We start from the raw sequence: 20,415 nt of genomic DNA on the forward strand, positions 1-20,415 counted from the left end.
TCAGCGCGAGGTCATCCGGAGAAACACATCCTCCAGATCCGGGGCCTCGACCGCGACATCGCGGATCGGCAGCGAGGCGGCGCGCAGCGCGTCGATCAGGCTGTCGGTCGGGACGCGCGAGGGGGCGTAGCTGATCGCCAGCCGGCCATCCCCGCGCCGCTCGGCGCGGGCGCTTTCGGGCAGGGCGGGCAGGGCGCGCGACTCGCCCGTGTCGATCACCAGCGTCTTGGCATCGGCGCGGCCCAGAAGGCTGCGGGTATCCTCGGACAGGATCAGCTCGCCCCGGTCGATGATCGCGATATGGTCGCACATTTCCTCGGCCTCCTCGAGGTAATGCGTGGTCAGGATGATGGTCATGCCCTGTTCGTTCAGCCGCCGCACGTTCTGCCACAGCATCTCGCGCAGCTGGATATCGACCCCGGCCGTCGGCTCGTCGAGCACCAGCACCTGCGGCCGGTGGACCAGCGCCTTGGCCAGCAGGAGCCGCCGTTTCATCCCCCCCGAAAGATGGCGCGAATAGCTTTCCGCCTGTTCGGTCAGGCCGACCAGTTCCAGAAGCTCATCCGTCCAGCGTTCGGATTTCGGCACGCCGTAAAGCCCGGCCTGCACCTCGAGGCTGGCGCGCGGGCTCAGGAACGGGTCGATGTTCAGCTCCTGCGGCATGACGCCGATGGCGGCCCGGGACTGGCGCGGGTTCACGTCCTGGTCGAAGCCCCAGATCGTGACCTGGCCCGAGCTCTTGCGCACCAGCCCGGCTAGAATGTTGATCGTGGTCGATTTTCCGGCGCCGTTCGGTCCCAGAAGCCCGAAGATCGCGCCGGCGGGAATCGCCAGGTCCAGCCCCTTGAGCGCCGGTTTGGCCGGATTGCCGCCGGCGGCGGCATAGAGCTTGGTCAGGCCCTTGATTTCAATGGCGTTGCGGGTGTCGATCGGCTTGGCTTCCGGGACTGGCATCGGCGTGTCACTGTGATTATGTTACGGCACGGTTTAACCGCGTTTGTCGTCAGAGCTCAAGGAACCGCCATGACCCTTCCGGCCCCCGAGACCCAGATCGTGACCTCGTGGAAAGTCGCCTGCGACGGCGATCCCGCCCGCGGCCTTGGCCATCCGCGCGTCTGGCTGGCCATTCCGCGCGATACCGGCTGGATCGATTGCGGCTATTGCGACAAGCGTTTCGAGATTGATCGCGCGCGCGCCCACGAGGATCACTAGGGCGCGCAAGCGTCCATGTCCTGCCGGCGGCGCCGTTGCGATGCCTCCGGCGGGGATATTTGCATGAAAGAGAACCGGCGCCCGCGCCCCCGCGGTCGGGGTTGGCGGCCGGGCGCCTTCGTGGCAGAAGGGTCGGCAACGAGGCTGTGGCATGGGGGCGCAAATGGTTGAAGGTTTCGGCAAGGGCCATCATCTGCATCTGATCGACGGCTCGGCCTTCATCTTTCGCGCCTATCATGCCTTGCCGCCGCTGACGCGGCGCTCGGACGGGTTGCCGATCGGGGCGGTGGCGGGCTTTTGCAACATGCTGTGGAAATATATCCAGGACGGCAATGGCAGCGATGCGCCGACCCATGCGGCGGTGATCTTCGACCATTCCGCCAAGACGTTCCGCAACGATATCTATCCGCTCTACAAGGCGAACCGGCCGGAACTGCCCGAGGATCTGCGGCCGCAATTTCCGCTGACCCGCGAGGCGACGCGGGCCTTCAACATCGCCTGTATCGAGACCGAGGGCTACGAGGCGGATGACATCATCGCCACGCTTTCCTGTCAGGCGCGCGAGGCCGGCGGGCGGGTGACGATCATCAGTTCGGACAAGGATCTGATGCAGCTGGTCGGCGGCGGCGTCGAGATGCTGGACCCGATCAAGGGCAAGGCCATCGGCCCAGACGAGGTGCGCGAGAAATTCGGCGTCGGACCCGAGCGGGTGGTGGATGTGCAGGCGCTGGCCGGCGATTCCGTCGATAACGTGCCCGGTGCGCCCGGCATCGGCATCAAGACCGCCGCGCAGCTGATCGGCGAATATGGCGATCTGGAGACGCTGCTGGCGCGCGCCGAAGAGATCAGGCAGCCCAAGCGCCGCCAGACCCTGATCGAGAACGCCGAGCAGATCCGCATCTCGAAACGGCTGGTGCAGCTGGATTGCGCCACGCCGCTGGATTTCGGCTTTGACACCCTGTCGATCCGCGAGCCGGAGCCGGGGGCGCTGCTGGATTTCCTGACCCGGATGGAATTCCGCACGCTGACCAATCGCGTGGCCGAGCGTTTCGGCGCCGAGGCGCCGCCGCCGCCCGAAGCCGCGCCCGCGCAGGCCGAGGGCGCCGAACTGCCCGCCATCGAGCGCAGCCTTTACACCATCATCCGCGATGAGGAGGCCCTGGCCGAATGGCTGGCCGAGATCGCCGAGAAAGGCGTCGTCGCCATCGATACCGAGACGACCGGGCTCGATGAGATGCAGGCGGAACTGGTCGGTGTCTCGCTATGCACCGGGCCGGGGCGCGCGGCCTATCTGCCGCTGGGTCATGTCGATGGGGCGGCGGATCTGTTCGGCTCGGGCGCGCGGGCGGCGGGGCAGATGCCGATGGCGCGCGCGCTGGAGATGCTGAAGCCGGTGCTGGAAGACGCGGCGGTGCTGAAGATCGGCCAGAACATCAAATATGACTGGAAGATCCTGGCCCGTCACGGCATCCGCATGGCGCCCATCGACGACACCATGCTGCTGTCCTATGCGCTGAACGCCGGTGCCCATAATCATGGCATGGATGAGCTGGCCCGGGAATATCTGGGTCACGACTGCGTGCCGATCAAGGCGCTGATCGGCTCGGGCAAGGCGCAGATCGGTTTCGCGCAGGTGGCGATCGACAAGGCCGGCGAATATGCCGCCGAGGATGCCGAGGTGACCTGGCGACTGTGGCACCATTTCCGCCCGAAACTGGCCCCGAACCGCGTGACCACCGCCTATGAGCGGCTGGAGCGGCCGATGGTGCCGGTGCTGGCCGCGATGGAGATGGCGGGCGTCCGCATCGATGCCGAACATCTGAAGCGGATGTCCAACGCCTTTGCGCAGAAGATGGCGGGGCTCGAGGATGAAATCCACGGCCTGGCCGGGGAAAGCTTCAATCCGGGCAGCCCCAAGCAACTCGGCGAGATCCTGTTTGACAAGATGGGCCTGACGGGCGGCAAGCAGGGCAAGACCGGCGCCTATTCGACCAGCGCCGATGTGCTGGAGGATCTGGCCGCCGAAGGCCATGACCTGCCGGCCCGGGTGCTGGACTGGCGGCAGCTCTCCAAGCTGAAATCGACCTATACCGATGCGCTGCCGACCTTCGTCAATCCCGAGACGGGGCGCGTTCATACCAGCTATTCCATCGCGGGCGCGCAGACCGGGCGGCTGGCCTCGACCGATCCGAACCTGCAGAACATTCCGGTGCGTACCGAGGAGGGGCGACGCATCCGCGAGGCGTTCATCGCCGCGCCGGGGATGCGGCTGGTCAGCCTGGACTACAGCCAGATCGAGCTGCGCATCCTGGCCCATGTCGCCGCCATCCCGGCGCTGAAACAGGCCTTTCGCGAGGGGATCGACATTCACGCGATGACCGCCAGCCAGATGTTCGGCGTGCCGGTCGAGGGGATGGATCCGATGATCCGCCGTCGCGCCAAGGCGATCAATTTCGGGGTGATCTACGGGATTTCCGGCTTTGGGCTGGCGCGGAACCTGCGCATCCCGAGGAGCGAGGCGCAGGCCTTCATCGACACCTATTTCGAGCGTTTTCCGGAGATTCGCGCCTATATGGACAGCACCGTCGCCGATGCCAAGGAGAACGGTTTCGTGCGCACGCTGTTCGGGCGGCGCATCATGACGCCCGGGATCAACCAGTCCGGGCCGGCGGCCGGCGGCGCGCGGCGTGCGGCGATCAACGCGCCGATCCAGGGGGCGGCGGCCGATATCATCCGCCGCGCCATGATCCGCATGCCCGAGGCGATTTCCGGCCTGCCGGCGACCATGCTGCTACAGGTCCATGACGAACTGGTCTTCGAGGTCGAGGAGGGCGCGGTGGACGATCTGATCGCGGCGGCGCGCGCGGTCATGGAGGGCGCCGCCGATCCGGCCGTGCATCTGGATGTGCCGCTGGTCGTCGAGGCCGGGCAGGGGGCAAGCTGGGCCGAGGCGCATTGATCCATGCGTCCGCGCCGGTGGCGGGGCCGCATGGATATTTGGGTGAAGAAGAAGCCTGGGCGGTTTTCTAGATCGCGGATGAATGGCCCGAGGCGGCCATGTCATAGGCATCGAACATCTGGGCGATCATGCGGGTGAGCGAGCGTCCCTCGGGGCGGATATGAAGGCCGTGCGGGCCGGCCTCGACCATGGGGCCGAAACGTTCGGTCACCGGCGCGAAGAGCCGGGTGAGGGCGGACTGGTCGAAGCCGTGATCGCGGATGAATTCCTGCGCATCGATGCGGAAATCGCACATCAATGCCTCGATCATGCGCGCGCGCCATGTATCCTCGGCGGTGAAGGCATGGCCGCGCGTGGTCGAGAAGCGGCCCGCGCGGATGGCGCCGGTATGGGCGCCGGTGGCCGGGGCGTTCTGCGCATATCCCTGGGGAAAGCGCGAGATCGAGGAGGCGCCGAGGCCGATCAGCACCTCGGCCCGGTCATCGGTATAGCCCTGGAAATTGCGCCGCAGCAGCCCGGATTTCTGCGCCTGCGCCAGCCCGTCGCCGGGGCGGGCGAAATGGTCGATGCCGATTTCGTCATAGCCATCGGCCAGGAACAGCTCGCGCGCGACCTCGAACAGGCGCAGCCGGCCCTGCGGGTCGGGAAGCGCTTCTGAGGGGATCATCACCTGCCGCCTGGCCATCCATGGCACATGGGCATAGCCGTAAAGCGCCACCCGGTCGGGCGAAAGCGCCAGCAGTTTCTGCACCGATTGCGCGATGCGGACCGGGTCCTGATGCGGCAGACCGTAAAGGATATCGGCGTTCAGGCTGGCGATTCCGCGGTCGCGGATCATGTCCACGGCGCGTCTGGTCAGCTCAAAGCTCTGTTCGCGGCCGATGGTCTTCTGGATCTCGGGGTCGAAATCCTGCACGCCGATGCTGGCGCGGGTCAGCCCCGCCTCGGCCAGCGCATCCATGCGGGCATCGTCGATCTCGTTCGGGTCGATCTCGACCGAGAATTCGGCCCCCTCGGCCAGCGGGAAGGCGTCGAGGACCGCGCCGGCGACCCGGCGCATCATTTCGGGCGGCATCAGGGTGGGCGTACCGCCGCCCCAGTGCAGGCGCGACAGTTTGACGCCGGGCGCCAGTTCGGCGCGCAGCATGGCCAGTTCGTCCATGAGCACCCGGGCATAGGCGCGCACCGGATCGTCCGATTGCGTGCCCTGGGTGCGGCAGGCGCAGAACCAGCACAACCTGCGGCAAAACGGCACATGCATGTAAAGCGAGATCGCCGCGCCGGCGGGAATCGCGGCGATCCATTGGCGAAACCGCGCCTCGCCCAGCGTGGGCGTGAAATGCGGCGCGGTCGGATAGCTGGTGTAACGCGGCACACGCGCGTCGAAAAGCCCCAGCCGCTCAAGTTGCGATTGCTGTCCCATGCGGTTATCCTTGGCAGCAATACGCGCCCAGGACATTGACCCAAATCAAGATGACAGCCAACGCCGCCATATTCGCGACGCAGTCGTGCGAGATTTGCCCGATCCGCTATCGGGCGGTTTGCGCGCGTTGCGAGCGCGACGAGCTTGCCGAGCTGGAAAGCGTCAAGATCTATCGCCGCTATGCCGCCGGCCAGACGGTGAGCTGGGCGGGCGACCGGATGGATATGGTTGCCTCGGTCGTTTCCGGCGTCGCCTCGCTGACGCAGCAGATGGAGGACGGGCGCACGCAGATGGTTGGCCTGCTGCTGCCCAGCGATTTCCTGGGCCGGCCGGGGCGCGAGGTCGCGGCCTATACGGTGACCGCGGCCAGTGAACTGCTGCTGTGCTGTTTCCGCCGCAAACCCTTTGAGGAACTGCTGCGCAGCAACCCGCGCATCGCTGGCCGGCTGCTGGAGATGACGCTGGACGAGCTGGACGCGGCGCGGGACTGGCTGCTGCTGCTGGGCCGCAAATCGGCGCGCGAGAAGATCGCCTCGCTCCTGACAATTCTGGCCCGGCGCGAGGCGGCGCTGAACCTGCGCCAGCCCGAGGGGCGCATCGCCGTCGATCTGCCGCTGACCCGCGAGGCCATGGCCGACTATCTGGGCCTGACGCTGGAAACCGTGAGCCGGCAGATGAGCGCGCTGAAGCGCGACGGCGTCATCGAACTGGACGGCAAGCGCCGGGTGGTGATTCCGCTGTTCGGGCGGCTGGTCTCGGAAAGCGGCGACGATGCGGATGGCGGGCCGCTGAGCTGACCCGCCGCCTGTCTCGCCGCCGCTGCGGCGCCCTGCCTGTCAGCGCGCCATCAGCACCGGCACCAGCGCCTTTTCCAGCATGTTGCGGGTCGCGCCGCCCAGGATCGCCTGGCGGAAACGCGAATGGCCATAGGCGCCCATCACGATCATGTCGGCACCGATTTCGGTGGCACGGCGATTGAGCATGTCGCTGATCATCGGCTGGGTGCGGGCAAGCACGGCAATCTCGGCATTCACCCCCTGGCGGGTCAGCATCTGGCCAAGCGCGCCGCCGGGATCCGAGCGTTCCGGCCCGTTGGGCGAAGGGTCGATCACGGTGATCTCGACGCTGTCGGCGGCCCGAAGCAGCGGCATGGCGCGGCGCACGGCGGCCATCGCCTCGTTCGACTGGTTCCAGGCGATCAGGATCTTCTTGCCAAAGGGCTCCTCGAGCAGCTCGGGCACGATCAGCACCGGCGCGGCGCCCTCGAACAGCGCCGCCTCGGTCACCGCCTCGGCATCGGGGGTGGCGTTGTCGCCATAGGGCCGGTTCAGCACCACCAGATCCGCGTAGCGAGCATGCATGCCGACCAGCGTCGAAAGCCCGCCCACCTGCGCCACCGCCGAATCGACCGACCAGCGGATATCCTGGAGATTCAGACGCTCGCGGACCCTGGCTTCCAGCTCGCCGGCGGCGGCCATCGCCTTGTCGATCGTTTCCTGAAACACATAAGCCGAGGCGCCGGCATAGTAATAGCCGCTTTGCGTGTGATCCACGCCCATGCAGAACACGTCCAGATGGGCGTCTTCGCGTCGGGTCATGGCGATGGCCGATTCCAGCTGTTTGCGCTGGCGTTCCTCATCGGTCAGAACGGTCAGGATGGTCTTGTAGCCCATGGGGGCCTCCTTTCGGGTTCATGCGTGCTGTGCCTGACCGGAGGGACCGGCGCGGCGGGCGCCGGCCTGCGGCGTGCAGCGGCTCTGATGGTGGCACAGAGTTTACACCTGCGGAATGCCGTTTGATTGACACAGATCAAAGTTTCGCGACTGTGCATGCGTGTAACAAGCCGGATACCAAAGCCGGTCACGGCCCGTTTCGCCATGCGATTCGCGGCCGCCGGCACTGAATGAAGGACAGGACATTCATGTTGGACACCATCAAGCTGATCGCGCTTGGCATCATCACGGTCATGACCGCGATGGCGGCCAATTACGCGCGCTCTGATGACCCCGCCTTTATGGTCAACGCGCTGATCGTGATGCTTGCCGCGGGTTTCATGTTCATCCGGGTGCTGCGCCAGATGGGGAACGAGCAACCCTCGCTGGAGCCGCATCCCGAAACCCGCTATATGGACGACGTCGTCCGCGCCGGCGTCATCGCCACCGCCTTCTGGGGCGTGGTGGGCTTTCTGGTCGGCGTGGTCATCGCCTTTCAGCTGGCATTCCCGGCGCTGAATCTCAGCGAATTCGCCCAGGGCTACACGAATTTCGGCAAGCTGCGCCCGCTGCATACCAGCGCGGTGATCTTTGCCTTTGGCGGCAATGCGCTGATCGCGACCTCGTTCTATGTGGTGCAGCGGACCTGCGCGGCGCGGCTGTGGGGCGGCAACGCCGCCTGGTTCGTGTTCTGGGGCTATCAGCTGTTCATCGTGCTGGCCGCCACCGGCTATATCCTGGGTGCCACGCAGTCCAAGGAATATGCCGAGCCGGAATGGTATGTGGACTGGTGGCTGACCGTGGTCTGGGTGGTCTATCTGGCCGTCTATCTGGGCACGATCATGAAGCGCAAGGAGCCGCATATCTATGTGGCGAACTGGTTCTACCTGTCTTTCATCGTCACCATCGCCATGCTGCATGTCATCAACAACCTGGCCATCCCGGTCAGCCTGACGGGCAGCAAATCCGTGCAGCTTTTCGCCGGCGTGCAGGATGCGATGACGCAATGGTGGTACGGCCATAACGCGGTGGGCTTTTTCCTGACCGCCGGTTTTCTGGGGATGATGTATTACTTCATCCCGAAGCAGGCCGAGCGTCCGGTCTATAGCTACAAGCTGTCGATCATCCACTTCTGGGCGCTGATCTTCCTGTATATCTGGGCCGGTCCGCACCACCTCCATTACACGGCGCTGCCGGAATGGGCGGCGACGCTGGGCATGGTCTTTTCGGTCATGCTGTGGATGCCCAGCTGGGGCGGCATGATCAACGGGCTGATGACGCTCTCGGGCGCCTGGGACAAGCTGCGCACCGATCCGATCATCCGCATGATGGTGGTGGCCGTCGGCTTCTACGGCATGGCGACCTTCGAGGGGCCGATGATGTCGATCAAGGCGGTCAACTCGCTCAGCCACTATACCGACTGGACCATCGGTCACGTCCATTCCGGCGCGCTTGGCTGGAACGGCATGATCACCTTCGGCGCGCTCTACTATCTGACGCCGCGGCTTTGGGGGCGTGAGCGGCTGTATTCCACCGGGCTGGTCAGCTGGCACTTCTGGCTCGCGACCATCGGGCTGGTGCTTTACGCGGCCTCGATGTGGGTCTCGGGCATCATGGAGGGGCTGATGTGGCGCGAGGTCGATGCCCAGGGCTTCCTGGTCAATGCCTTCGCCGACACGGTGGCTGCGAAATTCCCGATGAACGTGGTTCGTGCGCTTGGCGGCGTGCTCTACCTGACCGGGGCGCTGATCATGTGCTACAACCTCTGGGCCACGGTGGCGCGCCAGCCCAGGACGCAACAGACCGCCGTCGCGGTCCCCGCCGAGTAAGGACCGATCATGGCAATTCTTGAAAAGCACAAGGTTCTGGAAAAGAACGCCACGCTGCTGCTGATCTTTTCCTTCCTGGTCGTCACCATCGGCGGCATCGTCCAGATCGCGCCGCTGTTCTATCTGGAAAACACCATCGAGAAGGTCGAGGGCATGCGCCCCTATACGCCCTTGGAACTGAAGGGCCGCGACATCTATGTCCGCGAGGGCTGCTATGTCTGCCACAGCCAGATGATCCGGCCGATGCGCGACGAGGTGGAGCGCTACGGCCCCTACAGCCTGGCGGCGGAATCGATGTATGACCATCCGTTCCAGTGGGGCTCCAAGCGCACCGGCCCGGATCTGGCGCGCGTCGGCGGGCGCTATTCGGACGAATGGCATGTGGACCATCTGGTCAACCCGCAGGCGGTGGTGCCGGAATCGATCATGCCCAGCTATGGCTTCCTGCTGGATCGCCGGATCGACCCCTCGAACATGAGTGACCGGGTCGGCACGGATGCCATGGTCGGCGTGCCCTATAGCGACGAGATGATCGCCGCCGCGCAAGAGGATTTCCTGGCCCAGGCCGATCCCGATGCCGATGCCTCGGGGCTGGAAGAGCGCTATCCCGGCGCGCAGCAGCGCAATTTCGACCGCCGTCCCGGCGTTTCGGAGATGGATGCGCTGGTCGCCTATCTGCAGGTGCTGGGCACGATGGTCGATTTCTCGACCTTCATTCCCGACCCGAACCGCTGAGGTGCGCGATGGATATGTATTCCTTTCTGCGCGAACTGGCCGACAGCTGGGTGCTTGTGCTGCTGGTGCTGTTCTTTCTGGGCACGGTGCTTTTCGCCTACCGGCCCGGATCGCGGCAACTGCATGACGATGCGGCGAAAAGCATCTTTCGCCATGACGACAAAGGCCCGCAGCAGGCGGCCAAGAAGGAGGTCGAGTGATGGCCGATACCGACGACGAGCACACCAGCCCCAAGAACCCGGACAACCGGATCGGGCTGGAACGCCAGGCCGCCGATCAGGCCCACAAGCAGCAGATCGCCGCGTCCGCGCCCGAAACCGCCGGGCGGCGCCCCGGCGCGACGCGCGTGGTGCGCGACCGCAAGGGCGCGCGCAAGGTGGTCGAGGTGCCCTCGACCGGCCATAGCTGGGACGGGATCGAGGAATATGACAACCCGCTGCCGCGCTGGTGGCTGTGGACCTTTTACGCCACGATCGTCTGGTCGGTCGGCTATGTCATCGCCTATCCCGCCATCCCGCTGGTCAATGGCGCGACGCGCGGCGTCCTGGGCGAGACCATGCGCAGCAATGTCGCGGCCGAGATCCAGCGCTTCAACGAAGCGAACGCCCCGATCAGGGCGAAGCTGGTCGAGACCCCGCTCGACGAAATCGCGACCGATCCCGAGCTTGCGAATTTCACCACCAATGCCGGCGGCGCGATCTTCCGGACCTGGTGCGCGCAGTGCCATGGCTCGGGCGCGGGCGGGGCGCCGGGCTATCCCTCGCTTCTGGACAATGACTGGTTGTGGGGCGGCACGCTGGAGGACATCTACATGACGGTCCAGCACGGCATCCGCGACCCCAAGGATGGCGACACCCGCTATTCGGAAATGCCGCGTTTCGGCACGGATGAAATGCTGGAATCCGAACAGATCGATCAGGTCGTGAACTATGTGCTGCAGATCTCGGACCAGCCGCATGATGCGGATTTGGCGGCCGAGGGTGCGGTGGTCTATGCCGATAACTGCTCGGCCTGCCATGCCGAGGACGGCACCGGCGACCGTATGCAGGGCGCACCCGACCTGACGGATGCGATCTCGCTTTACGGCACTGATCCCGAGACGATCACCCGGATCGTCCGTGACGGCCCCTTCGGCGTGATGCCGGCCTGGAACGCGCGCCTCTCCGAGGCCGATATCCGCGCCGTCGCGTCCTATGTCCACAGCCTTGGCGGCGGCGAATAGCGCGCCGCCAAGGCTCCGGTTCCGTATTCGGGCAACCGGATACGGATGGCACTGGCCCCTCCGTCCTGTTCGCGCGTTTCCTGGAGGGGCCAGTGTTACCAAGTGATGGCCGAAACAGGCGGGTCTGATCAACCCATCCCTGTCCGCATGGCGATGCGACAATCGGGCCCATAGTTTCCGGGCGGTGCGGGCCATATATCCCCGGGCGTTGGTCTTGACGCAGATCAAAGCGGGTTTTCCCGCCTCGCCCTAGCCTGTCCCGACGCGCAACAGGAGCCAATCATGTCGCAATCCGACATTGACCCGCCACAACTCTATGCGGCCCGCGAGCCGATTTTTCCGCGCCGGGTGCAGGGTTGGTATCGCAACCTGAAATGGGTCATCATGGCGGTCACCCTGGCGATCTATTACATTTTCCCGTGGATTCGCTGGGATCGCGGGCCCAGCCTGCCCGATCAGGCGGTGCTGGTGGATCTTGCCAACCGGCGCTTTTTCTTTTTCTGGATCGAGATCTGGCCGCATGAATTCTATTTCGTGGCCGGGCTTCTGGTCATGGCGGGGCTGGGGCTGTTCCTGTTCACCTCGGCGCTTGGCCGGGTCTGGTGCGGCTATGCCTGCCCGCAGACCGTCTGGACCGATCTTTTCATCCTGACCGAACGCTGGGTCGAGGGCGACCGCAATGCCCGCCTGCGCCTGTGGAACGCGCCATGGAGCGCGCACAAGGCCCGGCTTCGGGTCACGAAATGGCTGATATGGCTGCTGATCTCGGTGATGACCGGGGGCGCCTGGATATTCTATTTCACCGATGCGCCGACGCTTCTGGGCAATCTGCTGACCGGGCAGGCGCATCCGGCGGCCTATATGACCATGGCGGTGCTGACCGGGACGACATTCCTGTTCGGCGGTTTCGCGCGCGAACAGATCTGCATCTATGCCTGTCCCTGGCCGCGCATCCAGGCCGCGATGATGGACGAGGACACGCTGACCGTCGCCTATCGCGACTGGCGGGGCGAGCCGCGCGGCAAGATCCGTAAGGACGAGGCGACGCGATCGGATGGCGGCGACAAGGGCGACTGCATCGATTGCATGGCCTGCGTGAATGTCTGCCCCATGGGCATCGACATCCGCGACGGCCAGCAGCTGGAATGCATCACCTGCGCGCTGTGCATCGACGCCTGCGACGACGTGATGGACAGGATCGGCAAGCCGCGCGGGCTGATCGACTACATGGCGCTGAAGGACGAGAACGCCGAGCGCGCCGGCGCCGAGCCCAAGCCGCTGATCAGGCATATCCTGCGCCCGCGCACCCTGCTTTACTTCACGCTCTGGTCGGGCATCGGCGTGGCGATGCTGGTGGCGCTGTTCATGCGCTCGCCCTTCGATCTGAACGTGACGCCGGTCAGGAACCCGCTTTTTGTCACCATGTCCGATGGCGCGATCCGCAATACCTATGCGCTGCGCCTGCGTAACAAGCAGGGGTCTTCGCGCGAATTCGCGATCTCGGTCACCGACGGCGATGGCGGCATCGCGCAATCCGTCGCGCTTGCGCTGGAGGGACAGCCCTCGGACAGCGTCTCGGTCGAGGCCGACAGCACCTTCACGCAGCGCCTCTATCTGACCGCCGCGCCGGATTCGGCGCTGGCCACCGGCGGGCAGGCGGAATTGACCTTGTGGGTCGAAGATGCGACCGATGGAGTCAAGTCCAGCATCGAAACCGTTTTCTACGGCAGAGGCGAATGATGGCCCGAGAACTGACCGGCCGGCATGTCCTGTACATCACCCTTGGCGCCTTTGGCACCATCATCGCGGTCAATGTGACCATGGCGGTGATGGCGGTCGGCACCTTTCCGGGGCTCGAGGTCAGGAACAGCTATGTCGCCTCGCAAAGCTTCGATGCGGACCGCGCCGCGCAGCAGGCGCTGAACTGGACCGTGGTGCCGGAATATGACGGCCGGGTGATGACGCTGATCATCCGTGACGCGCAGGGATATCCGGCGCCGGTCCAGACGCTTGAGGTCACCGTCGGCCGGCCCACCCATCAGCGCGACGATCAGGCGCCCGAATTCACCTATTCCGGCGGGCTGTTCCGGGCGCCGCTGGAACTGGCGCCGGGGCTGTGGAACATCCGCCTGAGCGCGACCGCGCCGGACGGCACGGTCTTTCGCCAGCGCATCGACCAGTTCAGCGGCAACCGGGTGAAGTGACATGGCCGAGGTGACGCTTCACGATCACGATTCGCGCCTTTCGGCCTGTCCCGCCTGCGATGCCGCGCCGCTGGCGCAGCGCGTCGCCGGGCAGGGCGGCGCGGGGCGCGACGATCTGATCCTGTCGCTGCCGACCATCCATTGCGCGACCTGCATCGCGGATGTGGAACGCGTCCTGCACGCCCATCCCGGGGTGCGCCGCGCGCGGGTGAACCTGACGCTGCGCCGCGTGACCGTAGACGCGCCGGGCCTCGGCGCCGATGACCTGATCCCGGTGATCGAGCGGATCGGCTATGAGGCGCATGAGCTCGACCCCTCGGCGCTGAGCGCCAGTGCCGCCGATCGCCAAGGCCGCGACATCCTGATGCGCATCGGCGTGTCCGGTTTCGCGATGATGAACATCATGATCCTGTCGGTCGCCGTCTGGTCCGGCGCGCAGGATGCCACGCGCGACATGTTCCACTGGATTTCGGCCGCCATCGCCCTGCCCACCGTGGCCTTTGCCGGGCGGCCCTTTTTCGCCAGCGCCTGGCGGGCGATCAGCCACGGCCGACTGGGGATGGATGTGCCGATCTCGCTGGCGCTGATCCTGGCCAGCGCGATTTCGGTCTATGAGACGATCCATTCCGGCGCGCATGCCTATTTCGACGCGGCCGTGATGCTGTGCTTCTTTCTGCTGGTGGGGCGCTATCTGGATTACCGGACGCGCGCGGTCGCGCGCTCGGCCGCCGAGGAACTGACCGCGCTCGAGGTGCCGCGTGCCTTTCGCGTGACGGCCAGCGGCGATGAACCCGTGCCGGTGGCCGAACTGCTGCCGGGCGACCTGATCCGCATCCGCCCCGGCGCCCGGATTCCGGCCGATGGCGAGATCGTCAGCGGGGCCAGCGAAATCGACCGCTCGCTGCTGACCGGCGAAAGCATCCCGGTCGCCGCGCGCGCCGGCACTACCCTGTCCGCCGGCGAGGTGAACCTGACCGGCGCGCTGGTGCTGCGCGTCACGGCGGCCGGTCGCGACAGCTCGCTTGCCCGTCTGACGGCACTGGTCGAGGCCGCCGAAACCGCGCGCGGGCGCTATACCTCGCTGGCCGAGCGCGCCTCGCGCCTTTATTCGCCGCTGGTTCATCTGCTGGCCTTTGCCAGCTTTCTCGGCTGGTATTGGACGACGGGCGATCTGCGCCTTTCGGTGAATGTCGCGGCGGCGGTGCTGATCATCACCTGCCCCTGCGCCCTTGGGCTGGCGGTTCCGGCGGTGGTCACCGCCGCCTCGGGGCGGCTGTTCCGGCGCGGCATGCTGATCAAGGACGGCACCGCGCTGGAGCGTCTGGCCGAAGTCGATTGCGTGGTCTTCGACAAGACCGGAACCCTGACCATGGGCGTGCCGCAGATCGCCTCGATCGAGGCGATCCCGCCCGCCGCGCGGCCGGCGGCGCTGGCGCTGGCCCAGGGTTCTGCGCATCCGTTATCGCAATCTCTGGCGCAGGCGCTGAGCGATGCCGGTGTTCGCCCCTGCGCGCTGGATGGCCTTCGCGAAATGCCCGGCCATGGCGTCGAGGCAAGCTGGCAGGGCCAGAGCATCCGGCTGGGTCGCGCCGACTGGCTGGGCGCGCGGCATGGTGACAGCCGCATTTCGGCAAGCTGGCTGTCGCTGGGCCAGGGGATGCCGATCCGCCTGGAATTCACCGACCGGCTGCGGCCGGGCGCGGACGAATGTGTCAGGGCGCTGATCGCCTCGGGGCGCCGGGTCATCCTGCTGTCGGGGGACGCTGCGCCCGTGGTCGAGGAACTGGCCGCGCGGTTGGGTGTCGCGGAATGGCGCGCCGGCGTTACCCCGACCGAAAAGGCGGATGCCGTGCAGGAGCTTGGACAGGCGGGGGCGCGGGTATTGATGGTCGGGGACGGTCTGAACGACACGGCCGCGCTGGCGCGGGCGCATGTCTCGATCTCGCCGGCCTCGGCGCTGGATGCGGCGCGGACGGCATCGGATATGGTGCTGATGGGAAATGACCTGTCACCGGTGGCCGAGGCGCTGCATATCGCCCGCCGCGCCCGCGCCCGGATCAAGGAGAATTTCGGTATTTCAGTGCTTTACAATATCGTCGCGGTGCCTTTTGCCATCGCGGGTTTCGCCACGCCGCTGATGGCAGCGCTCGCCATGTCGGCCAGTTCGGTCAGCGTCACGCTGAACGCCCTGCGGCTGCGATAGGAGACAGCATGGAGATCCTCGGTATCCTGATCCCGGTATCGCTCGCGCTTGGCGGGATCGGCCTTGCCGCCTTCATCTGGACACTCAAGGGCCGGCAGTACGAGGACCCGAAGGGTGACGCCGAGCGCATTCTCAGCAAGGAATGGGACGACCGTCCCAAATCGTAAGGCCCGGACCCGCGGACCCGCTGCCGCGATGGAATGACATGGCCCAAGCGTTTGGGCCAAGGTTTGATCCATTTCCGCGTAGCAGTGAGCGCCTGCCGCTGGCGCGACAGGCGGGCTGAGAGGAAATGCTTCAAATCCCTGCGCTGAGGGCGCCCAAAATCGACGATCCCGCAAGGCACGGAGTTCGCATGCGCGTCGCCTGATCAGGGGCCGATCACATTGCATGGTTGCTGGCGGGCGGTCAGACGATTGCAGGCAAGCTCTGCCGTTTCCCGGCTCATGCCAACAAAATTCGCCTCGAACCCGCGTTTGGTATTGGCGACACGGCTCAGCGCGCTGTCCAGAGACGCGCTTTCCTGCAAGGCGGTGCGCAAAAGCAGCTGCTCAGCCTCGCGCTGCGAGCGATAGAGGCCCAGCGAAACCCCCCAATTCTTGCTGCCCGAACCGTCCCGGGTCACGATTTCGACAGCTTCGGGCGCGGCGCCCTGATCCGGCTGAAGCGAGGTCAGGATGATGGTGTCCGAGCGTCCCGCCGGCGCGGGCGAGGCCAGGAGTGCGACGGTTTCGGGTTGGGCCGTGGCGGTCTGGACGAAAAGCGACGGCGAGCCCGGACCCTGCGAAGGTGCAAGGCTGACCGATTTATCGTTGCGGGGCGCCGGCGTCGGACGGGCCGAGCCGGACAGCGCCGCAGTGGTTTCCGACATGTCGCCTTCCTCGGGCCGGGAGTCGGGGCGCAGGGATGAAGCAGCCGCGTCCGGCATTTCGGCCCGGGCAACCTGCCGGTCAGAGCCGGGCTTGCGGATCGGCCTTGCGCTGGCGGTCAAGCTGGTCCCGGTCGCAGGTGCCCGCTCCGCCATCGCCTGGGCGCGCGTGACGGCGGCGGTAATCGCCGCCGGCGTGACCACCGCCACGGTCGAGGCGCGGGCCTGCGGCCGGTCCGAACGTGAAAGCCGGACCAGTGGCTGGGCTGCGCTTGGCTGTTGCCGCGACACCTGAACCGAGCGCCGCACCTTTTTCTGCGCGACATATTGCGGCGGCGCGGGTTTGACTTCGCGAACGCGGGTCGGCGCCTTGCCGAAACCGGCATCGAGAAGCTGCGCCATCACGGCATTGCGATGAGCGGTCGATTTGCCGCCCATGACGGTGGCGATGATGCGCTTTGATCCGCGCTTGGCCGAGGCGGTCAGGTTGAAACCCGCGGCGCGCGTGTAGCCGGTCTTGATCCCGTCCGCGCCCTCGTAACTGTCGAGGAAACGGCGATTGGTATTGGCGACCTTGGCGATTCCCGCATCGGCCGAACGGCGCGAAAACAGGGAATAATACTGCGGAAAATCGTAAAACAGCCGCCGCCCCAGCGTCGACATGTCGCGCGCGGTCGAATAATGCCCCTGAACGGTCAGCCCGTTGGCATTGCGAAACTGCGTGTTGTTCATGCCCAAGGCGCGCGCCATCTGCGTCATCTGGGCGGCGAATTTCGCCTCGGACCCGGCAAGCCCCTCGCCGATCGCGGTTGCGGCATCATTGGCGGATTTCACCGCCGCCGCGCGGATCAGGTAGCGCAGCTCGATCCGCTGGCCTGCCTTGAGTCCAAGGCGCGACGGCGGCTGCGCTGCGGCATTGCTGGAGACCAGAAACTTGCTGTCCAGCCGGACCTGGCCCCGCTCAATCGCGTTGAAGGCCAGATACAGCGTCATCATCTTGGTCAGCGAGGCCGGATGCAGGCGCGTATCGGCGTTCTGTGCATAGATCTGCTTGCCGGTCCGTGCATCCATGACATGGGCCGCGAAGGGCGCGGCAGCCACAGCCATGGGCAACAGCCATGCAAACAGGAACATCAGTCCCAAACGGACGTAAAAGGTGATTCTGCTCACGGTCCCGGTCTCTTCTGCCTCTGAGGACCCGTTCACTATGCGGACCCTTCGTTGATAAAATGACAATAACACGCATTTGAAGGCACGAAAACCGTAAGTTTTCGCGTTTTTGGTGTGGTCTGGCCGCAGATGCGGTTCCGTGGGTGCGGGTGGTCGGGGCGGGTCTTATCAATCGCGCCGAAAACACCTATATTCGGCACCGACCCGTCCACAGCCCGGTTGCAATCCTTGTGATCACTTTGCAGATGACCAATAAACCCGGCGACCGCGAGGATGTCGAACTGGCGGTAAAGACCCGTCCGAAGACGCAGCGGCCGCCGATGTACAAGGTGTTGTTGCTGAACGATGACTTCACCCCGATGGAGTTCGTCGTGCATGTGCTTGAGCGCCTGTTCAACATGACCCATGCGCAGGCCATCGAGATCATGCTGATGGTGCATCGCAAGGGGGTCGCGGTGGTCGGCGTCTTTTCGCATGAAATCGCCGAGACAAAGGTGGCGCAGGTGATGGAGCTTGCGCGACGCCAGCAGCATCCGCTGCAATGCACCATGGAAAAAGAGTAGAAATTGGCTGGATCACGGCTGGAACTTGTCTTTGGCGGCACGCCGCCCAAGGAACGGATGCTGTTTCTCGGTGCCGACACGGCGACCGATCTGGCGCCTTTCGAGGCGGCCCGCCTGCAGATCGTGCAGCATCATTTCGCGGAGCATCAGGCGCTTCGGACGCGGGGATTCGAGGTCGTGACCGCGCCCGGGGGGATGTTCGACGCGGCGGTGGTGTTTCTGCCACGGGCGAGGGCGGCGGCGCGCGCGCGCATCGCCGAGGCCGCGGCGCATCTGCCGCCGGGGGCCGCGCTGTGGATCGACGGGCAAAAGACCGATGGCGTCGACGCGGTGATGAAGGAGTTGCGCGGCCTGGCGCCAATCGACGAGGCCCATTCCCGCGCCCATGGCCGGATCTTTCGCCTGACCCTGCCGGCGCCCGGCTGGCTGCCGCCGGATTGGCCGGCGCGCGACCACGAGGCGGCGCCCGGGATGGTGACGCGGCCGGGCGTGTTTTCGGCCGATGCGCCGGATCCGGCCTCGCAGGCGCTGCTCGCGCATCTGCCCGAGAAACTGCCGACCCGGCTTGTCGATCTGGGCGCCGGCTGGGGCTGGCTCTCGGCCGAACTGCTGAAAAGACCGGGCGTCGAGATCCTGCATCTGGTCGAGGCGGACGCGGTGGCGCTGGATTGCGCGCGGCGCAATGTCACCGATGACCGCGCCCGCTTTCACTGGGCCGATGCGCTGGATTTCCGCCTGCCCGGGCCGGTGAACGGCGTCGTCATGAATCCGCCCTTTCACGAGGGACGCACGGCCGATCCGCGTCTGGGCGCGGGCTTCATCCGGGCGGCGGCCGGGCTTCTGACCGGGGCCGGACAGCTATGGATGGTGGCCAACCGGCATCTGCCCTATGAGCAGGTGCTGCGCGAGTGTTTTTCGAATCTCACCGAGATCGGCGGGGATGCCCGCTTCAAGATATTGACGGCGACCGGCGCAAGAACGCCCGGACCCCGCCGCATGCAGCAAAAAGGGAAACGCAGATGAGCCTTTCCATACAAGGCAAGACCGCCATCGTGACCGGCGCCGCGCGCGGCATAGGTCTGGCCATCGCCCGCCATTTCGTGGCGGCGGGCGCCAATGTCATGTTCGCCGATTGCGACGAGGGCGCCCTGGAGCACGAACTGGGCGAGGATATGAACGGCGAGGGGGCCATTCGCGGTTTTGCCGGCGATCTCGGGCAGAAGCTGACGCTGGCCAACCTGGTCTCGGCGACGGTCGATGCCTTTGACCGCATCGATATCCTGGTCAATGCCCATCGCATGGTCCAGCCCTGCGACCCGATGATGGTGGGCGAGGATCTGCTGGGCGACATGCTGCGCGAGAACATGATTTCCGGGCTGCGGCTGACACAGATGGTCGCCAAGCGCATGGTCGCCCAGGCCGAGGAGGATCGCGACGACGAGCTGCTGCAGCACGGCGCCATCGTCAATGTCTCGTCGCTGGCGGCCAACTGGCCGACGCCGAAGATGCTTGCCTATTCGATTTCCAGCGCCGCGCAGGCGCAGGCCACGCGTTCGCTTGCGGCCGCGCTGGCGCCGAAACGGATCCGGGTGAACGGTGTCGCCTTCGCCAGCATCATGTCGAATCTCGTGCAGGAGAAGCTGCGCGAGGACGCGGATCTGCGCGACAGGATCATCGCCGCGACGCCGCTGGGGCGGATCGCGCAGGCGGATGAGCTGGCGGCGACGGTGCAGTTTCTGGCCAGCGATGCGTCCAGTTTCATCACCGGCCAGATCCTCAGCGTCGATGGCGGGCGCAGCCTTGGCGATCCGCTGGCGCCCAGCGTGTTCTAGCCCGGCTCCTTTGCCTCGGGATAGGCTGCCTTGCAGGCCCTGACGGCCTCGGTCGCGCCGGGGGTCAGGGCTTTCTTGCGCGCGGCCAGCCCGTCGCGCTTGCGCCGTTCCGCCTGCGGGTCGATGGCGACGCGGTAGCGTTGGGTGTCGGCGACGTGACGCGGGCATGAACGATAGACGATCCGGCGGTCTCCGTCCCTGTCGCGAATGATGACCGGGCAACTGTCCCATTCGATGCTTGTGACGATGCGCTCTTCCCAGGCATAGCCACGGGCGAGATTGGCCTCGACCTCGGTCAACAGACGGGACACGATGCGGTATTCCTCGGTATTGCGCCGGATGCAGCGTTCCTGTGGCGTGCCGCAGGATGCGACGATCAGCGCCGATGTCATGGCAAGCAGGATATTGCGGGTCATGGCAAGCTTCACTAGTTGGTTACGCGCGAGCATAGACCCGCGGCCGGCGCGGGACAATTCACTATCG

The 20,415-nt window shown here is 65.9% G+C and carries 19 protein-coding genes; 14 read left to right on the top strand and 5 right to left on the bottom strand.

Going from position 1 to position 20,415, the window contains the following annotated elements:
- A complete protein-coding gene (locus IT41_RS07760) occupies positions 1 to 954 on the bottom strand; it encodes an ABC transporter ATP-binding protein (protein ID WP_036740098.1) in 954 nt (317 codons plus the stop codon).
- A 69-nt stretch (positions 955 to 1,023) separates the two neighbouring features.
- Here IT41_RS07760 and IT41_RS07765 point away from each other — a divergent pair, with 69 nt between their 5' ends.
- On the top strand, positions 1,024 to 1,212 hold the full coding sequence (locus tag IT41_RS07765) for a zinc-finger domain-containing protein (protein WP_036740099.1): 189 nt from the start codon (positions 1,024 to 1,026) through the stop codon (positions 1,210 to 1,212).
- A gap of 163 nt (positions 1,213 to 1,375) precedes the next feature.
- The gene (gene polA / locus IT41_RS07770; RefSeq protein WP_036740100.1) at positions 1,376 to 4,171 is read left to right on the top strand and encodes a DNA polymerase I; all 2,796 of its coding nucleotides are present in this window, start codon (positions 1,376 to 1,378) and stop codon (positions 4,169 to 4,171) included.
- Positions 4,172 to 4,238: 67 nt separating this feature from the next.
- On the opposite strand, the gene hemN is transcribed toward polA, so the two are convergent.
- Positions 4,239 to 5,594 carry an oxygen-independent coproporphyrinogen III oxidase gene (gene hemN, locus IT41_RS07775; RefSeq protein ID WP_036740101.1) on the bottom strand — a complete coding sequence of 452 codons (1,356 nt, stop codon included), beginning with the start codon at positions 5,592 to 5,594 and terminating at the stop codon, positions 4,239 to 4,241.
- A 50-nt stretch (positions 5,595 to 5,644) separates the two neighbouring features.
- Between hemN and fnrL the strand changes: the two genes are divergently transcribed.
- On the top strand, positions 5,645 to 6,391 hold the full coding sequence (gene fnrL / locus IT41_RS07780) for a transcriptional regulator FnrL (RefSeq protein WP_036740212.1): 747 nt from the start codon (positions 5,645 to 5,647) through the stop codon (positions 6,389 to 6,391).
- A gap of 39 nt (positions 6,392 to 6,430) precedes the next feature.
- On the opposite strand, the gene IT41_RS07785 is transcribed toward fnrL, so the two are convergent.
- The gene (locus IT41_RS07785; RefSeq protein WP_036740102.1) at positions 6,431 to 7,267 is read right to left on the bottom strand and encodes a universal stress protein; all 837 of its coding nucleotides are present in this window, start codon (positions 7,265 to 7,267) and stop codon (positions 6,431 to 6,433) included.
- 248 nt (positions 7,268 to 7,515) lie between these two features.
- Here IT41_RS07785 and ccoN point away from each other — a divergent pair, with 248 nt between their 5' ends.
- From ccoN to ccoS, 8 genes are all read left to right on the top strand, one after another.
- Positions 7,516 to 9,135 (top strand): cytochrome-c oxidase, cbb3-type subunit I, encoded by a 1,620-nt coding sequence (gene ccoN, locus IT41_RS07790; protein WP_036740213.1) that lies wholly within the window; start codon positions 7,516 to 7,518, stop codon positions 9,133 to 9,135.
- A gap of 9 nt (positions 9,136 to 9,144) precedes the next feature.
- A complete protein-coding gene (gene ccoO, locus IT41_RS07795; RefSeq protein WP_036740103.1) occupies positions 9,145 to 9,870 on the top strand; it encodes a cytochrome-c oxidase, cbb3-type subunit II in 726 nt (241 codons plus the stop codon).
- A gap of 8 nt (positions 9,871 to 9,878) precedes the next feature.
- Positions 9,879 to 10,070, top strand: coding sequence for a CcoQ/FixQ family Cbb3-type cytochrome c oxidase assembly chaperone (locus IT41_RS07800; RefSeq protein WP_036740104.1), 192 nt, complete (start codon positions 9,879 to 9,881; stop codon positions 10,068 to 10,070).
- A complete protein-coding gene (gene ccoP, locus IT41_RS07805) occupies positions 10,070 to 11,092 on the top strand; it encodes a cytochrome-c oxidase, cbb3-type subunit III (RefSeq protein ID WP_081967491.1) in 1,023 nt (340 codons plus the stop codon). The genes IT41_RS07800 and ccoP overlap by 1 nt, the downstream gene beginning before the upstream one ends.
- Before the next feature lie 282 nt (positions 11,093 to 11,374).
- Positions 11,375 to 12,832 (top strand): cytochrome c oxidase accessory protein CcoG, encoded by a 1,458-nt coding sequence (ccoG, locus tag IT41_RS07810; protein ID WP_036740105.1) that lies wholly within the window; start codon positions 11,375 to 11,377, stop codon positions 12,830 to 12,832.
- Positions 12,832 to 13,296, top strand: a complete 465-nt coding sequence (locus IT41_RS07815; RefSeq protein ID WP_036740215.1) for a FixH family protein — start codon at positions 12,832 to 12,834, stop codon at positions 13,294 to 13,296. The genes ccoG and IT41_RS07815 overlap by 1 nt, the downstream gene beginning before the upstream one ends.
- Position 13,297: 1 nt before the next feature.
- Positions 13,298 to 15,499 (top strand): heavy metal translocating P-type ATPase, encoded by a 2,202-nt coding sequence (locus IT41_RS07820; RefSeq protein ID WP_036740106.1) that lies wholly within the window; start codon positions 13,298 to 13,300, stop codon positions 15,497 to 15,499.
- 8 nt (positions 15,500 to 15,507) lie between these two features.
- Entirely contained in the window at positions 15,508 to 15,666 is a 159-nt protein-coding gene (gene ccoS / locus IT41_RS07825) for a cbb3-type cytochrome oxidase assembly protein CcoS (RefSeq protein ID WP_036740107.1), read from the top strand.
- A gap of 203 nt (positions 15,667 to 15,869) precedes the next feature.
- On the opposite strand, the gene IT41_RS07830 is transcribed toward ccoS, so the two are convergent.
- A complete protein-coding gene (locus IT41_RS07830) occupies positions 15,870 to 17,474 on the bottom strand; it encodes a D-alanyl-D-alanine carboxypeptidase family protein (RefSeq protein WP_052081350.1) in 1,605 nt (534 codons plus the stop codon).
- A gap of 308 nt (positions 17,475 to 17,782) precedes the next feature.
- On the opposite strand from IT41_RS07830, the gene clpS reads away from it, so the two are divergent.
- From clpS to IT41_RS07845, 3 genes are read left to right on the top strand one after another with little or no spacing between them, the layout of a single operon-like run.
- Complete coding sequence (gene clpS / locus IT41_RS07835) at positions 17,783 to 18,100, top strand: ATP-dependent Clp protease adapter ClpS (protein WP_036740108.1); 318 nt, start codon at positions 17,783 to 17,785, stop codon at positions 18,098 to 18,100.
- A gap of 3 nt (positions 18,101 to 18,103) precedes the next feature.
- On the top strand, positions 18,104 to 19,123 hold the full coding sequence (locus IT41_RS07840; protein WP_036740109.1) for a class I SAM-dependent methyltransferase: 1,020 nt from the start codon (positions 18,104 to 18,106) through the stop codon (positions 19,121 to 19,123).
- Entirely contained in the window at positions 19,120 to 19,932 is an 813-nt protein-coding gene (locus IT41_RS07845; protein WP_036740110.1) for an SDR family NAD(P)-dependent oxidoreductase, read from the top strand. The genes IT41_RS07840 and IT41_RS07845 overlap by 4 nt, the downstream gene beginning before the upstream one ends.
- Here IT41_RS07845 and IT41_RS07850 read toward each other — a convergent pair.
- Positions 19,929 to 20,348 (bottom strand): hypothetical protein, encoded by a 420-nt coding sequence (locus IT41_RS07850; RefSeq protein WP_036740111.1) that lies wholly within the window; start codon positions 20,346 to 20,348, stop codon positions 19,929 to 19,931. The two genes, IT41_RS07845 and IT41_RS07850, sit on opposite strands and share 4 nt — an antisense overlap.
- Between the last annotated feature and the right edge of the window lie 67 nt (positions 20,349 to 20,415).

The sequence above is a fragment of the Paracoccus halophilus genome, assembly GCF_000763905.1.
GTDB lineage: Bacteria > Pseudomonadota > Alphaproteobacteria > Rhodobacterales > Rhodobacteraceae > Paracoccus > Paracoccus halophilus.

What these genes read in the sequence shown, in the direction of transcription:
- IT41_RS07760 (WP_036740098.1), bottom strand. Translation starts at nt 954, where the DNA reads ATGCCAGTCCCGGAAGCCAAGCCGATCGACACCCGCAACGCCATTGAA.
- IT41_RS07765 (WP_036740099.1), top strand. Translation starts at nt 1,024, where the DNA reads ATGACCCTTCCGGCCCCCGAGACCCAGATCGTGACCTCGTGGAAAGTC.
- polA (WP_036740100.1), top strand. Translation starts at nt 1,376, where the DNA reads ATGGTTGAAGGTTTCGGCAAGGGCCATCATCTGCATCTGATCGACGGC.
- hemN (WP_036740101.1), bottom strand. Translation starts at nt 5,594, where the DNA reads ATGGGACAGCAATCGCAACTTGAGCGGCTGGGGCTTTTCGACGCGCGT.
- fnrL (WP_036740212.1), top strand. Translation starts at nt 5,645, where the DNA reads ATGACAGCCAACGCCGCCATATTCGCGACGCAGTCGTGCGAGATTTGC.
- IT41_RS07785 (WP_036740102.1), bottom strand. Translation starts at nt 7,267, where the DNA reads ATGGGCTACAAGACCATCCTGACCGTTCTGACCGATGAGGAACGCCAG.
- ccoN (WP_036740213.1), top strand. Translation starts at nt 7,516, where the DNA reads ATGTTGGACACCATCAAGCTGATCGCGCTTGGCATCATCACGGTCATG.
- ccoO (WP_036740103.1), top strand. Translation starts at nt 9,145, where the DNA reads ATGGCAATTCTTGAAAAGCACAAGGTTCTGGAAAAGAACGCCACGCTG.
- IT41_RS07800 (WP_036740104.1), top strand. Translation starts at nt 9,879, where the DNA reads ATGGATATGTATTCCTTTCTGCGCGAACTGGCCGACAGCTGGGTGCTT.
- ccoP (WP_081967491.1), top strand. Translation starts at nt 10,070, where the DNA reads ATGGCCGATACCGACGACGAGCACACCAGCCCCAAGAACCCGGACAAC.
- ccoG (WP_036740105.1), top strand. Translation starts at nt 11,375, where the DNA reads ATGTCGCAATCCGACATTGACCCGCCACAACTCTATGCGGCCCGCGAG.
- IT41_RS07815 (WP_036740215.1), top strand. Translation starts at nt 12,832, where the DNA reads ATGGCCCGAGAACTGACCGGCCGGCATGTCCTGTACATCACCCTTGGC.
- IT41_RS07820 (WP_036740106.1), top strand. Translation starts at nt 13,298, where the DNA reads ATGGCCGAGGTGACGCTTCACGATCACGATTCGCGCCTTTCGGCCTGT.
- ccoS (WP_036740107.1), top strand. Translation starts at nt 15,508, where the DNA reads ATGGAGATCCTCGGTATCCTGATCCCGGTATCGCTCGCGCTTGGCGGG.
- IT41_RS07830 (WP_052081350.1), bottom strand. Translation starts at nt 17,474, where the DNA reads ATGGCTGTGGCTGCCGCGCCCTTCGCGGCCCATGTCATGGATGCACGG.
- clpS (WP_036740108.1), top strand. Translation starts at nt 17,783, where the DNA reads ATGACCAATAAACCCGGCGACCGCGAGGATGTCGAACTGGCGGTAAAG.
- IT41_RS07845 (WP_036740110.1), top strand. Translation starts at nt 19,120, where the DNA reads ATGAGCCTTTCCATACAAGGCAAGACCGCCATCGTGACCGGCGCCGCG.
- IT41_RS07850 (WP_036740111.1), bottom strand. Translation starts at nt 20,348, where the DNA reads ATGACCCGCAATATCCTGCTTGCCATGACATCGGCGCTGATCGTCGCA.